Genomic DNA, 14502 nt, shown 5'->3' with positions numbered 1-14502 from the left:
CTTATTTGTTGTTTATGGGGTTAAGAATTCAACGGCAGTTTGATCCGATGGCCTGTTCTTGTGTTCACAGGCTGAGCTTCCACCGGTAGATTTCGCCGGTCTTGCTCCCTACTCATGCTCGCCGTTGCCGTTCTTGCTGCTGGGAAAGGCACTCGCATGAAAAGCGCGCTCCCAAAGGTGCTTCAACCCCTAGCTGGGGCCACCTTGGTGGAGCGCGTGCTCGCCAGTGTCAGGAACCTCGCGCCAGAGCGCAGGCTGCTGATCGTTGGCCATCAAGCTGAGCGTGTGGAAGCGCAGCTCAGCTCAAATGGCGGGCTTGAATTCGTGCTGCAACAGCCACAGAACGGTACAGGGCATGCTGTCCAGCAGTTGTTGACTCCCCTGCAGGGCTTTCAGGGTGAATTGTTAGTGCTGAACGGTGATGTTCCACTTCTGCGAGCCGAGACCATTGATGCGTTGGTAAGCACTCACCGCAACAGCAAGGCCGATGTGACTTTATTAACGGCAAAGCTTGATGATCCCACTGGTTATGGCCGAGTCTTTGCCGATGCCAATGGTCTGGTGAGCGGAATTATCGAACATCGTGATTGCAGCGATGAGCAGCGGACCAACAACCTCACCAATGCAGGGATCTATTGCTTCAACTGGGCAAAGTTGGCTGAAGTGTTGCCTAAATTGAGCACCGACAACGATCAGGGCGAGCTCTACCTCACCGACACGGTGCAGCTCTTAGATGTGGCGATGCAGATGGAGGTGAGCGACCCCGATGAGGTAAATGGAATCAACAACCGCAGGCAATTGGCGCAGTGTGAGGGTGTTTTGCAGCAGCGGTTGCGTGATCACTGGATGGATGAGGGTGTGACCTTTGTGGACCCGGCCAGTTGCACCCTGAGCGAAGACTGCAGCTTTGGCTGTGACGTGGTGATCGAACCACAAACCCATTTTCGTGGCGCCTGCCGGATTGGAGATCACTGCCGGCTAGGTCCAGGCAGTTTGCTGGACAATGCCGAACTCGGTTGCGATGTCACGGTCGTGCACTCCGTGGTGCGCGATGCACGCGTTGGTAATGCTGTTGAGATTGGTCCCTTCGCCCATCTCCGACCTGGCACCACGATTGGTGATTCCTGCAAAATTGGCAATTTTGTTGAGATTAAAAAGAGTGTGATCGCCGTTGGCAGCAAGGTGAATCACCTCAGTTACATCGGTGACGCGGAATTAGGCGCCAATGTGAATGTGGGAGCTGGCACGATTACGGCCAACTATGACGGCAAGAATAAACATCTCACGGTGATTGGCGAGGGCAGTAAGACGGGGGCCAACTCCGTCTTGGTCGCTCCTGTTGTGATCGGAAAAAATGTCACGATTGGAGCAGGGTCCACGATCACTAAAGCTGTTCCCGATGGATCCCTTGCGATTGGTCGTGCGAAGCAATTGATCAAGGAAGGATGGGATCGCAACGCCAATTGAGCTGAATCAACAGACTTTTTTCACAGCTTGCCCTTGGCCAACGTTCGTTGATGCGTAAGCGTGGGTCGTCCGGTTGTTCGTCCCATGTCCAATCACAAGCGTTTCACTGTTCGCTATCGCGATGCGAGTAGTGATCATCAAGAAGAGTGCTTTTATGCGGGCGATGCTTTTGAAGCGCGGGTTTTGGCGATGGAGGAAATTCGCTACATCCATGATCATCCCCATGCGATTGATTTGATCCGCTGCGAAGACCAGGCGGATGCGCTTAGAGCTGCCTGACCTAGAGCTGTGGCAATAACGGCAGCAACCGCTCCAGTGCAATCCCTCGACTCGCTTTTAAAAGCACGGTGTCGCCAGGCATGAGCCACTCGATCAACGGCCCAGCGGCCTGTTCGGGTGTTTCCACCTGCCGAAACCGCGGTAAACCTGAACTTGCTTCGCGCATGGCCTTGGCTTCCGAACCAGTGGCCACAGCCACCAGCCCATCAAGCTTCAAGGTTGTGGCGTGATCGACCACCGCCTTATGCAAGCGCTCCCTGTCTGGCCCGAGCTCCAACATGGTGCCAAGTACTGCAAAACGTCGACCTGGCTGAGTTGCTAATAAATCCAACGCCGCAATTACTGCTTCCGGTGAAGCGTTGTACGTCTCATCGAGAATCGTTAACGCACCGATTTGTCGCCGGCGATTGCGACCCCCCGGTACCTCAACATTGAGCTGTTTAAGGTCTGCGGGTGAAACGCCGAGGGTGTTGGCGACGGCCAGTGCCAGCATGAAATTGCGCGCATTGTGTCTCCCTTCCAGGGGGCAGTGATAGGTGTGATCCCCCAGTTGGATCTGTCCCGTTGCAGGGTTGTAGTCGCCGAGATCATCAGCAGCTTGACCAGAGTCGTTGGTATCGCCGACAAGCGCGACACGCCGCACACGACCTCTCCAGGATCGTGCCAGGGCTGCGTCCAGGAGAGGATCTCCAGCTGGAATCAACACAAGGCCCTCGGCTGAGAGGGCTGCAGTGATCTCACACTTTGCTGAGGCAATCGCCTCTCGACTGCCTAAGCGGCCTATATGCGCTGTGCCGATATTGGTGATCACGGCAAGGTCTGGTTCTGCACAACGCGACAAGCGTTCAATTTCACCAGGCCCGCGCATTCCCATCTCCACCACAACAGCAGCGTGGTGCTCGTCTACCCCGAGCAAGGTGAGTGGCACACCAACGTCGTTGTTGTTGTTGCCAATACTGGCGTGGACGGCTCCAAGAGGTGCTAATGCGGCACGAATCAGCTCTCTTGTGGTGGTTTTGCCGGCGGATCCTGTTACGGCCACAACAGGTCTGTTCAGGTTGCGTCGCACCAAACAGGCGATCTGTTGGTAGGCCTCCAGCGTGTTGTCCACGCTCCAGTGAAGCAAGTTGAGCGGTACTGGGATGTCGCTATCACGGGCGACAACGGCGGCTTGGACGCCTTGCTCAGTGGCCGAGGCGAGGAAGCGATGGCCATCAAAGCGCTCACCGCGTAGTGGCACAAAAAAATCGTTTGGAGCGAGCAGTCGGCTGTTTGTGCACACAGGACCTAAGCGTTGTTGGAGGTTGGGCGCTGCGCCATCACCCCGTTTTGGTGGTCCCCAGAGCGAAACGAGATCAGCCAGATCCAGCACGTTTAAACCCTCTTGGGATCGAACACGATCATCCCTCCACCGATCCTGGCGGGTCGAGCCAGTAGGTCTTGTTGTGCATTCACGAGACGCAGATCGGCATAGCCCTGGTCTTCCAGTCGGTTCCACCAGGTTTCGGCTAGTTGTTGGCGTTGCTCAGGAGACCGTTGCATCCAAGCGGCAGCATCGATTTGCAGAATCACAGCGTTGCGCTCTGGTTGGGGTTGGGCCGAAACAATCAGTGCTGTTTCCTGGTCACTCTCTGTGCTGCCTTCTTCCGCCAGAAGTTCAAGGAGAGGATCAAAGCGCAACAGGTCTGCATCTGTTCCTGTAGAAGGCGGCTCGAATTCAAGGTCGCTTAACGCAGGGGGTTCATCAGCTGCCATGAGCTTGTCTGGCTCACTGGGCCTGGTGGTGTTGCGGTCTATTGGTGCCTTCGGCAGGCCTTGGTTGTCGAGATCAGATTCGAGGCTGCTGCTGATGGGTAGGGGACGTGCGTCTGGGAAGGGGGTTGTGCGTACGCGCTCCACCTCTGGCGGTGAGGGTGGTGATTGGCTTTGAAGGGCCTGACGCAATTGAATCCCGCCCAGGATCAGCACTGCGAGGCTGAATCCAAGCAACACAGGCCAAAACAATGCAGTCAATTGCTCTGGCCAGAACGCTGGAACCGATAGATCTCCCTCGCGGTTCCGGCGCCAGATCTCTTGGCCGCGAAGACGCAGATCGGCGCTTACGGCCCTCAGATCCTGGCCCAGGGCCTTCCAGGGACTGTTGTAAGGAGCCGGGAGGGAGCTGTCGTTGTCAGAGGACTGCGGTTCGAAGGAATCCTGCATTCGTAATTGCCTGCAGCATTAGCCTCGCTGACCGCCAAACAGTCTGGCTAGCGGGTTACGTGAGCCTGGTCCATTGGACTGGTCATCGGTGGATTGTTCAGGGAGGCTGCTTGGGGCCCCGCGTTGGCCTGGTGCCAAGGAGGGATCCGCATCTTGGCCTTGGGAAAACTGTTCAACGGCAGCGGCATCGGGGCCTGGCTCCTTGAGGCCACAGACCTCCCTGTACATCTGGTCGTATTCCATGGCTGAACGCGCCCAGCTGTAGTCCTGCTGCATGCCCCTTCGCTGCAGTTCGCGCCAGCTGTCTTGATGGCGAAAGGCTTCCCAGGAGCGCACCAGGGCGGTGTAGAAGTCCACGGGATCGAAACTATCGAAGCAGAAACCAGTGCCGCTGTGCTGGGCAGGATCGTGCGGTGGAACCGTATCGACTAAACCACCCACATTTCTCACGACAGGTACGCATCCGTAGCGCATGGCGAGCAATTGACTGATCCCACAGGGCTCAAACCGACTGGGCATCAGGAAGGCGTCACTGCCGGCGTAAATCAAGCGTGAGAGGTCGTCGTCGTAGGTGAGGAAGACGGACACGCGACCTGGATAGCGGGAGGCCATCTGCCAAAGACCGGACTCCAAGCCGCGCTCACCGGTGCCAAGCACCACGATCTGGGTGTCGGTGTAGGCGAGCAAGCGATCCGCCACTTGCAACAGCAGATCAACGCCTTTTTGATCCACCAGACGGCTCACCATGCCCAGCAGATAGGCATCAGATCTGACTTCAAGACCCATGCGTTCTTGGAGCACCTGCTTGTTGTGGGCGCGACCCGACAAATCATTGGCGCTGAAGGTGGCGGGTAAGGCCTGATCGGTGGCTGGATTCCAGGCCTCTAGATCAATCCCGTTCAGGATGCCGCGCAGCTTGCCGGAGATGTAATTGAGCAACCCATCCAGCTTTTCGCCGTATTCCGAGGTGCGGATCTCTCTGGAATACGTGGGTGACACTGCATTCACGCCATCGGCGTAGAGCAGGGCGGCCGCCATGGTGTGGTCGCCCTGCATGTACCAAGGGCACCAAGTCATCCGATCCAGCTTCCAGCGCCAGGGGCCTTGGTATTTGAGGTTGTGGATCGTGTAGACGGTCCTGATCTCGGGGTCTTGGTGCATCCAGACCGGAATCATGCCGGTGTGCCAGTCATGGCAATGGAGAACATTCGGCTTCCAGACGTTCCAGGAAAATTCAGCCGCAGCACTGGCAAAAAAAGTGAAGCGCCAATCTTCATCTTCTCCGCCATAAATCCGTTCTGGATCAAAGACGGGGTGACCTACCAGATAAATGGTGAGGCCATTGGTGGGATGACGGGTCTCAAAGACCGCAAAATCGGTTCCCATCGTCTGGCCTCGCCAGATCGGTTCCGTAGGGATCTCCAATCGAGACCAGAGCTTGCCGTATCCCGGCATGATCAAACGAACGTCGTGCCCCAGAGCCTTCAGGGCAGGGGGAAGGGATCCCACCACATCGCCCATCCCACCGACTTTCACCATCGGGGCGCATTCGGCGGCGGCAAAGAGCACGCGCATGGACGATCAAACCTGTAAGCCGCGAGACTGTAGACGCATTAGCGCTTTATGAACGTTTTAGGGAAGCACGATCACCTGAGTTCCAACGCTGACGAGATTGAACACCTCCTGAACGTTCTCTTCATACAGGCGCACGCAGCCATGGGAAACGGCCCGTCCAACGGTCCAGCGATAGGGGGGGCCATGGAATCCGGCCACGGTGCAGCCATTGATATCTAGGTATTGCTCGCCGTCCCAACCAGAGCGTCCATTGCAGTCGCGGTAGAAGCCAATCCAGCGTGATCCCAGCGGGTTTTTTCGCTTTCAGCCTCCACAAGTTCACCGCTCACCGGATGGGTCCACACCGGCTCCTTCACCTTTTCAAACACTCGAAAGCGTCCGGCAGGGGTCTCCCAACCTGTGGTTCCCACCGCCGCTGGATACCGGCGTGTCATGCGGCCATCCCTCAACACCAGGAGCTGATGGTGCTTGCGGTCGATCACGAGCTGCAGCCCATCACGCTCCATCACATCGCTCGGAACACGGGCCAGCGAGGCGGCATCGCTCACTGGCATCGCCAGGGGCGGGATCGGATCGGATTTGCGTTTTGGATCCTCCTCTGGACCCTCCTCTGGAGCCTCCACCAAAATCTCGCCCTTGACCTCTCTTGTACGGTTTCCGCCCACCTCTTGCGCTGAGGCAACCCCCACCGTTCCAACGAGCAGCGAGGCGGCGAGCAGCGCGGCAGGCATCGCCATCGTCCTTGCATGCTTGTGACAACGCATCGGACGAGGTGAAACAGGTTTCTCTTTTTAGCGACTCCTTCGGCTATGGCAGCCATGGGGTGTCGGAAAAATCAGGATTGCGTTTTTCCAGGAAGGCATTGCGGCCCTCTTGCCCCTCCTCGGTTCGATAGAAGAGATGGGTGGCCTGCCCGGCCAACTCCTGGATGCCAGCCAAGCCATCGGTTTCAGCGTTAAAGGCTGCTTTGAGGCAGCGAATTGCGGTAGGGCTGTGTTGCAGCACCTCTTTGGCCCAACGCACCCCTTCGGCCTCGAGGGCGTCTAAAGGAACAACAGCATTCACAAGGCCCATGCCTAGTGCCTCGTCGGCGCCGTATTGATGGCAGAGGAACCAGATCTCCTTGGCTTTGCGCTGGCCCACCACGCGAGCCAGATAGCCGGCACCAAAGCCGCCATCAAAACTGCCAACCCGTGGCCCGGTTTGACCAAAAACAGCGTTCTCTGCCGCCAGGCTGAGGTCGCAGAGCAGATGCAGCACCTGCCCGCCACCGATCGCATACCCCGCCACCAGAGCGATCACCACCTTGGGCAGGCTGCGAATGATGCGTTGAAGGTCGAGCACGTTGAGGCGGGGCAGGCCTGTTTCGTCGAGATAGCCCCCATCGCCGCGCACGCTTTGATCGCCACCTGAACAAAAGGCATAGCCACCATCAGCAGCGGGGCCCACACCGGTGAGCAGAACCACCCCGATGCGGCTGTCATCGCGGATCCGGGCAAAGGCGTCACAGAGCTCTGAGACCGTGCGGGGCCGGAAAGCATTGCGTTTGCTGGGGCGATTGATCGCTAAACGGGCGATGCCCTCATCACAGCGATCCAGCAGCACATCTTCGTAGGTTCCCCAGGGCTGCCAGTTCACCCCGCTGGATCCTGGGAGCACCTGTCGGATGAAGGGCTCTGACATGGCGATCAGGAAAGGCTGCTTCTCTGTTGTACCGCCTCACGCAGATCGCGGCGAAGCTTGGCGTCGCTGCGGCGATCGGTGCAAACCCGCAGGAGTGCTGGTCTAGGACTCGCCAATCCCCATTCCAGAGCGGTGGGGAGATCATCGAGGCAGGCGAGCTGACGCACGGGGATGGAATGGGCTGCCGCCAGGGCCAGTGGGTCCACCCGTTGGGGCATCGCAAACAGCTGATCAAAGCCATCGCTGGGGGTGGTTTCGATCGGCAGCTGTTCGAAAATGCCGCCGCCGGCGTTGTCGATCAACAGCACAAACAGGGGCAGCTGGGCAGCGCTGGCCAGGAGCCAGCCATTGCTGTCATGCAACAGAGCTAGATCACCTGTGATCAGCACTGTTGGACCGAGCTCGGCCGCTAAGCCCAGGGCCAGGGAAAGGGTGCCATCGATGCCGGAGGCTCCCCGAAAGCTGAAACAGCGCCGGCGGCCGGTATCGCCTGCGGCAAAGGCTTGCCAATCACGAACAGGGCTGCTGGCAGCGAGCATCACAGGCAGCGCAGCTGGCAACAGCTGCGCCAGGGCAACCATCAAGGCGGGTTCATTGGCGGCTCCCTGGATCGGCAGCAGGGCAGAGAGGCGCTTGCCAACAGCAGCATCTGCGTTTTCCCAGCTCTCAAGCACCGACCGTGTTTGAGGGGTTGGAGCACAGGAACCAGCTGGAATGGCGTTGAGCTGGGGGCTGAGCTGTTGCCACCATTGCGACAAGCCGCCGCTCCATTGCTGGGCGATTTCGAGCGGATCGAGGGGCCGTGGATCAGCTTCTGTGATTAACAGCTGTGGTCCCTGCTGGCTCTCAAGCCAGGCCTCCAGGCGTCGACTGGCCGGCATTGAGCCCAGGCGCAGCACCTGGGTGTTGGCGGGCAGCTGGCTCAAACCATGGGGGAGCAGCAGATCCCAGTAGCGAATCACGCCACTTAAGCCATTCGGGCTCGCGGCGAGTGGATCGGCGAGCACGGGCCAGCCACTGCGCTGTTGCCAAGCGATTAAGGCGGCTTGATAGGGCTCAAGCGTGGAGCTCAGGCCTCGCCAGGGCCCGGCAACGATCACACCTGGTTGGTCAGGATCGAGTGCTGGCGCAGCATTGTTGCTCGCTGGCGTCCAGAGCTCAGGGGTGTGGGTGATGGCCTCAGGCTCTGAACGGTTCCATTGATTCCAAAACGCGTACTGCTGATTCAGATCCGGAAGCAGGGGCTCTTCAAAGGGAACGTTGAGATGCACAGGTCCGGGCTGCTGATGCAGATGCCGCCAGGCGTTCTGAGCCAGGGCTCGCAGCTCGTGATCTAGCCCTGTGTTGAGGCCATCCAAGGGACCTGACCCACACCAGCGGCACACCGGGGTGAGGAAGGCTTCCTGATTCACGGTTTGGTTGGCCCCTTTGTTTTTGAGCCGTAGAGGCCGATCGGCGCTGATCAGCAGCAGGGGTTGGCTGGAGCGATCCGCTTCAACGGCTGCGGGGAGAAGATTGGCCACCGCTGTTCCGGAGGTGGTGATCACGGCCGTGGCCACACCAGAGGCGGTGGAGCGACCGAGGGCATGAAATCCAGCAGAGCGTTCATCGATCGCCGTACTGAGCGTGATCAGCCCAGAGCGCTTTAAGCCAGCGGCGGCAAGGGCTAATGGACCGGAGCGACTGCCAGGACAAAGCACCACGTGGCGTAGACCCTGTTGCTGCAGGGTCTGGAGCAACAGGACAGCAGCCTGCAGATTGGCGAGGGCCTGAGTCAGGGAATCGGCGATGGCTAATGCGATCCTCGGCTAACGCAGAACCTGCCATGGCACCCACTCCCAACTCAGAACCCAAGCGCAACAGTTGGAAAGGTCTGCTGGTGTGGGTGGCGTTGGCCCTGCTCCTGCGTTGGCAGGTGATCGAACCCCGCTGGATTCCTTCCGGTTCGATGTTGCCCACCTTGCAGTTGCAAGACCGGATCCTGGTGGAGAAAATCACACCTCGGCTCAATCGGCAGCGCCACAAACCGATTGGCCTGGACCAAATCGTGGTGTTTGCCGTGCCCCCCCAGCTTGTGGAGGCTGGCTACGACGCCAATGCTGCCCTAATCAAGCGTGTGGTTGGACGGCCTGGAGACACGATTGAAGTGCGTGGCGGCCAGTTGCTGCGCAACAACACTCCAGTGCCAGAAAACTGGAAGCCTGCGGCGATGGATTACGACCAGGGGACGCTGAGCGTGCCGGAAGGGCAGTACTGGGTGCTGGGTGACAACCGCAATGCCAGCCTCGATTCCCATATTTGGGGAGCGCTGCCTGATGAGCGGGTGATTGGAACCGCGGTATGGCGTTATTGGCCCTTGAACCGGTTCGGTCCGATTCGGTTCTCACACCAAGATTCAGAGGTGTCGCAGATTGCAGCTGCGATAGGGTCAAACGACTGACGACAGGTGGGCAGGATGTTCAATCCAGAGTTCCTAACCACGGATAGCCAGGACGGCCAGCCCGTTAACAGCTTGATCCAATATCTCCAGGACCAATCGCCGGACGTGTTGCAGCGTGTGGCACGTTCAGCTAGCAACGATATTCAAGACATCATTCGCCACAACGTGCAGGGTTTACTTGGCATGCTTCCCGGCGAGCAGTTTGAGGTGAAAGTCACGGCGAATCGCGACAACCTGGCGAACATGTTGGCTTCCGCGATGATGACTGGATATTTTCTGCGTCAGATGGAACAGCGCAAGGAATTAGAAGAAACGCTTTTCGCTGACGATGAAATGGCTGTAAATCCAGACGATGATCTCAATCTTTAAGTGTTTTCGCTTTGGTCTAAGGCTGCAATAGCCCACTTTGAATGATTTCCAATTGTTTAATCGATGGACTGGTTTGTAGAAAGATCAGTCTTTTTTAACGGATTTTTCGGCACAAATCCAAGCTCTAAAAGCCGCTGATCGATACCACTGAGGAAGGTCCAATTTCCTTCATTGGGTGCCCAGTTTTTCTGTTGTAGTTCCGATCGCAACGCGGATGCCTGTTGCGTGCTAAACGCAAGCGGCGCGCTGTAGTGAGCGGGGATCAACCAGCGCAGATTCGATTTGGATTCCAGTTCTTGAAGCCAAGTGTTGATCGCTTGTTGGGCTCGCGGTAACACCAGCCGTTCCAGCACTGGAGCCACCTGCAACTTGGCGGTTTCGTCCCCCATTAAGGCCGCAGCATCTTCATGCCAGCCGGTTTGCCAATCGAAGGGATACACCCCGAAGTGGGTTTTCCATGACCGCAACCCTGGCCGGAAGGCATGACGCAACAGCTCGGCGATCGGCGGCACGTGCAAGCAATGGGGCCGGAGATAGGAGGCAAACAGCACCAACCGGGCCCAACCACGCCGGCGCGCCTCTGGCGAATCAGTGAGGGGTTGATCACCCCGATCGCGCGCATGAAACAGCAGAGGCGTGGGATCGCGATCAAAGATCGCGGGTGGTGAGGCGTGAATGCCCACTAGGGCATCCGTAATCAACAGGGCGCCACTGGGTTGATGCAGGCAGCTGATCTCCTGAAAACGGCCTACACCGAGATCGAGGGGGCCAAGCGAGATCCATTGGCAGACCTCGGGATGGGGAACGCCATCGCTGAGAAAAACTTTGGTGCGTGCTGCCGGCACCCCGAGCCAGCTCAGGGGAAGCCGCACCGGAAAACTCCACTGGCCTGGACACACCCAGACTTCAGCCTTAGGAAACTTGCGAGCGAGCGGGCCGAGCGGCAGCTTGTGCTCTAGGCCGGATGCGGTGGGCAACACGATCGTGCACACGGGCCCATGCTCCGCTTCTAGGGCCCTAAGGCCAGTGAGCAATTCAGCAGTGGGGGGGAGCGGATTCACCAGCATCAAGCCGCCAGGGACCTTCACCACGGTGAGCCGAATTGGCACCGCTACGTAATAGATGCCCTGGAGTTGCTCAAAGCTCCACACCTGGCCGGGAATCAGCTCTTCAACGTGGGTGGCGCGCTTGCCGTAGGGATACAGCGGCAGCAGCGGCCACCAAGGCCAGTGTTGATCGGTTTTCGTTACAGAACCGGATTGAGTCACGCAGACACAGAAATCCAACAGTCATTCATTCCACTTAAACTAACTGGCATGACTCAGAATTTGATGATCTAGGTCATGTTGAGGACAGTCGACATGTTTCATGAGTGATCACACCGAGCAAAGATTGACCGCGCGGGAAATGGTTCGGGTGCATGCCTACCCGGTGTTGGCATTCATCAGCAGCATCAGCTTGCTGTCAATCGCCATTCTTTTGATTCCACAAGCCGTCAAGATCGATCGCTACAACCGTTGCGTTGATGCGCAGGTTGCTTTGCGTGAAGCGATCAACCCCAAGGGGCTAACAACTCCCGGCAAAATGAATTATCTCAAGGCCGTGGAACATTGCGAAGGCTTTTGAATGCGATGAACAAGACCGAGACATTGATGTCAGTTGCGATTGCTCTGGTGGCAGTCTTTGTAGGGAGCAGCCCAGCGCTTGCCCATGGCAAAGGCCTCTACTCCACTGAGGCCGAGGCTCAAGCGCGAGCCGATGAAATTGGCTGTATAACCGTCCATCAAAACAATGGGAAATGGATGCCTTGTGCGGATGAACGAGAACTGCACCAACAACTACGCAAGCAATGAAACCGGGAGTCCAGACCCAGCGAAAAGCACGACGGATCCACAGGTGGTTGGTGCCTCTCGCTGCTCTACCGCTTTTGCTTACAGCGAGCACAGGCTCGCTTTACAGCCTTCTTCTTGAGCAAGGAATTGATGCCTTTTGGCTCCTCAAAGTCCATACCGGGCAGTTTGGCTGGCTCAATCTCCAACCTGTTTATCCAATGCTGCTGGGGGTGCTCACCATCTTGGTGACAGTGTCAGGGCTTGCCATGCTTTTGAAACCCTCCAGATAAGAGCGATCGCTTTGCTATGAGATTAATAGCATTCAAATACTGATGTAGTGCCGTCGTGGGCGATGGCCATCAAGGGCATTTCTGAAACAGCAAGACCTCGGATATCAGGCCCTTCAGTCAAAAGCCTTTAATGGCTAAGTCAGGGCCATGACCTTCGACAACAAACCCTTCTGCCTCCGCTATCTAGTAGACACGGATTTGAGCTTGATTTAGGCCTTCAGAAGAGCCTCACCATTCTGTCTGCGGATGGCCACCACGCCTGGTCGAGGTGGTCGACCAGGGGCCTGAGCAGGCCAATTTGATCCAAGCGGCACCTTGCGTAGTTGTTGAAAGGTTCGGCCAGCGCGATCCACCAGGTCATGGGCCTGAAATTCATCATCTCCTTTGGCTCGGGTGCCATACACCTCACCGGGATGCTGTACCGCCAGAAATAGCGACGCCTCTGCCTGGTCAAGGCAGACTCCTGTGACTTCGCACTCCATGGGACCAGTGGCGAAACAAGCGGCCGTTTCATCACCATTGCCATTGCGAGGCACGAACCAACAGCTGTTGTTCCCAAAGACATCCCCTGCCGAGGATTTCATCGAGCGATCAGTCACAATCCACAGATTGCCTTGGCTGTCCAATGCCACATTGTCTGGATTGGTGAAGCCGAGACCACCGGCCCATGGCGTGCCACCAGTCACTGCCATACGCCAGGTGAAGTCCTTTTCTCCTGAATCACTAAGACGCATCACCCAACCGTTAGGCCAGCTGTTTTGACCATCTGGCCCTCGAAACACCGCGGGGTCAGCCCCACCAGAAGACCCAGGGGAGCCTGAGGTGAATGCGATTAACAGATCACCAGTGATCGGATCAATCTTGGTGTCCTCTGGACGAGCGGTAGGGGTCGCTCCGATCGCACTGGCTGCCAGGTAAGCGTCCACCAGAATCGCGCCCTGCAGAGCATCGCCCTCACCGCGATAGAGATCAGCCAAGCTGTTGAAACGACGGCAGTAGTCCTCGACAGCGGAGTCCTCACGGAAGAGTTCCGCTCCAGGCTGGTTGCGATCACGGTGAGGCAGCTCCACCGGGCAGCCGAGACCCCGATCGCTGAAGCGGCTTGGGAGGAAAGGATCGACCACCGCCTCCGGTGTAACCGCCAGCCATTCACCACTGCCATCGGCATGGAAACGCGCCACTTGGAGTTCGCCGTTCTCGAATAAGCGTGAATTCCGCTTGTCCTGGATCGTTTCGATGCTGTCAGCACTGACGAAGCGATAGAGATGCCCGCCGCGGCGGTCACACCCCGAATAGACCTGAAGCGGCTTGCCGGCTTCGGCCCGCACCGCCACGGCTTCATGGCGGAAGCGACCAAGGGCTGTGTGCTTCACAACGGGCTGATCGGGTGACATCGGATCCACCTCCACCATCCAGCCGTACTTATTGCCTGCCAGTCCGTAGACATTGCCAAGCCCACCTAGTTTTCCCTCCCTGCAGACAAACGGTTGCTGCGATGGCGCCGCTGCGCTGCCATCGGCATAGACCGGTTCTGGCACCTGCGATTGAAAGTTTTCCTCAGCGCTGAGCACGGTTCCCCAGGGCGTGGTGCCGCCGCCGCAGTTGGCGAAGGTGCCGATGATCCTGTCGCCCAGGCCGTCGTCGTAGCCCTGCCGGTTGCTGGCCGTAAACACCGCGGTGGCCGGACCGCTGCTGAGTAGCTGCTGCAGAGGATCCTCCAGACCACTGATGCCCGTGATACGGCGATCCTGGGCGCCCTGCGCCCGTGTCCAGTTGCCCTGATCATCCCGCTGCAGGGTCATTACCCCAATCCCTAGGTCGGTCATCGCTTCATCGGCGACGACACGGATCTGCTGCAGAAGGAGGTCACCGGCAGGGAGTGCACCGCAGTCGATGACGCCATCTCTGGGCTGCAGAGCCGATACCAGGGCGGCAAAGGGTAGGGGCCTGCCCACCACCTCCTCAAAGCCCTGTACCCAGGGCATGGCACTGATGTACTCAAAATTTACGGTCATCGAGGCCCGCTTCGGATCGTGCTGCAGAAAGCCAAGGTGATCGTTGTTGTAGCCAAAACGACTAGTGCCGAGAGGATCACCCCAGGCCGCAAGCAGATCGGATCGGAACCCTTCTGGAACGGTTAACCGATCCTCCAGAACCTGCTCGCGGTAGGTCGCCTGTTGCTGATCAGCATTGAGGCCATCGCTATTCACCGGCAGCGGCACCCGCACAGGCTGAAAGGGAAAATCCCTGGCAGCGCTGATATTGCGCCCATCTAACACGCATCCCGACAGTCCCTTGGTCGTCAACACACCGACTCCGCCGAAGCCGAGCAGGGAGAGCACGGAACGTCGGCGCATCGGTCAAC

16 protein-coding genes are annotated in these 14502 nt (G+C 58.1%); 7 read left to right on the top strand and 9 right to left on the bottom strand.

All coding sequences use genetic code 11. The features are described from left to right. The first annotated feature begins 114 nt into the window (after positions 1–114). Together glmU and SynPROS91_RS06255 are read left to right on the top strand one after the other, a co-directional pair. Positions 115–1467, top strand: a complete 1353-nt coding sequence (gene glmU, locus SynPROS91_RS06260; RefSeq protein WP_186515666.1) for a bifunctional UDP-N-acetylglucosamine diphosphorylase/glucosamine-1-phosphate N-acetyltransferase GlmU — start codon at positions 115–117, stop codon at positions 1465–1467. Between the two features lie 84 nt (positions 1468–1551). Next, complete coding sequence (locus tag SynPROS91_RS06255) at positions 1552–1746, top strand: hypothetical protein (protein ID WP_186519548.1); 195 nt, start codon at positions 1552–1554, stop codon at positions 1744–1746. A 1-nt stretch (position 1747) separates the two neighbouring features. On the opposite strand, the gene murF is transcribed toward SynPROS91_RS06255, so the two are convergent. From murF to menD, 7 genes are all read right to left on the bottom strand, one after another. Next, positions 1748–3118 (bottom strand): UDP-N-acetylmuramoyl-tripeptide--D-alanyl-D-alanine ligase, encoded by a 1371-nt coding sequence (gene murF, locus SynPROS91_RS06250; RefSeq protein WP_186515665.1) that lies wholly within the window; start codon positions 3116–3118, stop codon positions 1748–1750. A gap of 2 nt (positions 3119–3120) precedes the next feature. Further along, positions 3121–3948 (bottom strand): hypothetical protein, encoded by an 828-nt coding sequence (locus tag SynPROS91_RS06245; RefSeq protein WP_186515664.1) that lies wholly within the window; start codon positions 3946–3948, stop codon positions 3121–3123. 18 nt (positions 3949–3966) lie between these two features. Beyond that, positions 3967–5523: a glycogen synthase GlgA gene (gene glgA, locus SynPROS91_RS06240; protein ID WP_186515663.1), complete on the bottom strand. Its 1557-nt coding sequence runs from the start codon at positions 5521–5523 to the stop codon at positions 3967–3969. 57 nt (positions 5524–5580) lie between these two features. Then, on the bottom strand, positions 5581–5721 hold the full coding sequence (locus SynPROS91_RS12380; RefSeq protein WP_370586750.1) for a L,D-transpeptidase: 141 nt from the start codon (positions 5719–5721) through the stop codon (positions 5581–5583). 17 nt (positions 5722–5738) lie between these two features. Beyond that, positions 5739–6260 carry a L,D-transpeptidase gene (locus SynPROS91_RS12375; RefSeq protein WP_370586749.1) on the bottom strand — a complete coding sequence of 174 codons (522 nt, stop codon included), beginning with the start codon at positions 6258–6260 and terminating at the stop codon, positions 5739–5741. A 70-nt stretch (positions 6261–6330) separates the two neighbouring features. Next, positions 6331–7206: a 1,4-dihydroxy-2-naphthoyl-CoA synthase gene (gene menB, locus SynPROS91_RS06230; RefSeq protein WP_186515662.1), complete on the bottom strand. Its 876-nt coding sequence runs from the start codon at positions 7204–7206 to the stop codon at positions 6331–6333. Between the two features lie 5 nt (positions 7207–7211). Then, complete coding sequence (gene menD / locus SynPROS91_RS06225) at positions 7212–8945, bottom strand: 2-succinyl-5-enolpyruvyl-6-hydroxy-3-cyclohexene-1-carboxylic-acid synthase (RefSeq protein WP_186515661.1); 1734 nt, start codon at positions 8943–8945, stop codon at positions 7212–7214. A gap of 86 nt (positions 8946–9031) precedes the next feature. Between menD and lepB the strand changes: the two genes are divergently transcribed. After that, the gene (lepB, locus tag SynPROS91_RS06220) at positions 9032–9646 is read left to right on the top strand and encodes a signal peptidase I (RefSeq protein WP_186515660.1); all 615 of its coding nucleotides are present in this window, start codon (positions 9032–9034) and stop codon (positions 9644–9646) included. 15 nt (positions 9647–9661) lie between these two features. Next, the gene (locus tag SynPROS91_RS06215; protein WP_006852777.1) at positions 9662–10015 is read left to right on the top strand and encodes a DUF760 domain-containing protein; all 354 of its coding nucleotides are present in this window, start codon (positions 9662–9664) and stop codon (positions 10013–10015) included. 56 nt (positions 10016–10071) lie between these two features. On the opposite strand, the gene SynPROS91_RS06210 is transcribed toward SynPROS91_RS06215, so the two are convergent. After that, on the bottom strand, positions 10072–11283 hold the full coding sequence (locus SynPROS91_RS06210) for a DUF4336 domain-containing protein (RefSeq protein ID WP_186515659.1): 1212 nt from the start codon (positions 11281–11283) through the stop codon (positions 10072–10074). Between the two features lie 100 nt (positions 11284–11383). On the opposite strand from SynPROS91_RS06210, the gene SynPROS91_RS06205 reads away from it, so the two are divergent. The 3 genes from SynPROS91_RS06205 to SynPROS91_RS06195 are packed head-to-tail and all read left to right on the top strand — an operon-like array spanning position 11384 to position 12137. After that, positions 11384–11641, top strand: coding sequence for a hypothetical protein (locus SynPROS91_RS06205; protein WP_186515658.1), 258 nt, complete (start codon positions 11384–11386; stop codon positions 11639–11641). A 5-nt stretch (positions 11642–11646) separates the two neighbouring features. Continuing rightward, complete coding sequence (locus SynPROS91_RS06200) at positions 11647–11868, top strand: DUF3721 domain-containing protein (RefSeq protein ID WP_186515657.1); 222 nt, start codon at positions 11647–11649, stop codon at positions 11866–11868. Further along, positions 11865–12137 carry a hypothetical protein gene (locus SynPROS91_RS06195; RefSeq protein ID WP_186515656.1) on the top strand — a complete coding sequence of 91 codons (273 nt, stop codon included), beginning with the start codon at positions 11865–11867 and terminating at the stop codon, positions 12135–12137. The genes SynPROS91_RS06200 and SynPROS91_RS06195 overlap by 4 nt, the downstream gene beginning before the upstream one ends. A gap of 209 nt (positions 12138–12346) precedes the next feature. On the opposite strand, the gene SynPROS91_RS06190 is transcribed toward SynPROS91_RS06195, so the two are convergent. Continuing rightward, on the bottom strand, positions 12347–14494 hold the full coding sequence (locus SynPROS91_RS06190; RefSeq protein ID WP_186515655.1) for a PhoX family phosphatase: 2148 nt from the start codon (positions 14492–14494) through the stop codon (positions 12347–12349). Positions 14495–14502: the final 8 nt, after the last annotated feature.

The sequence above is a fragment of the Synechococcus sp. PROS-9-1 genome, from assembly GCF_014279775.1.
GTDB lineage: Bacteria > Cyanobacteriota > Cyanobacteriia > PCC-6307 > Cyanobiaceae > Synechococcus_C.
Note: the sequence above shows the minus strand (reverse complement) of the source record. Positions and strands in the feature narration are given on the sequence as shown.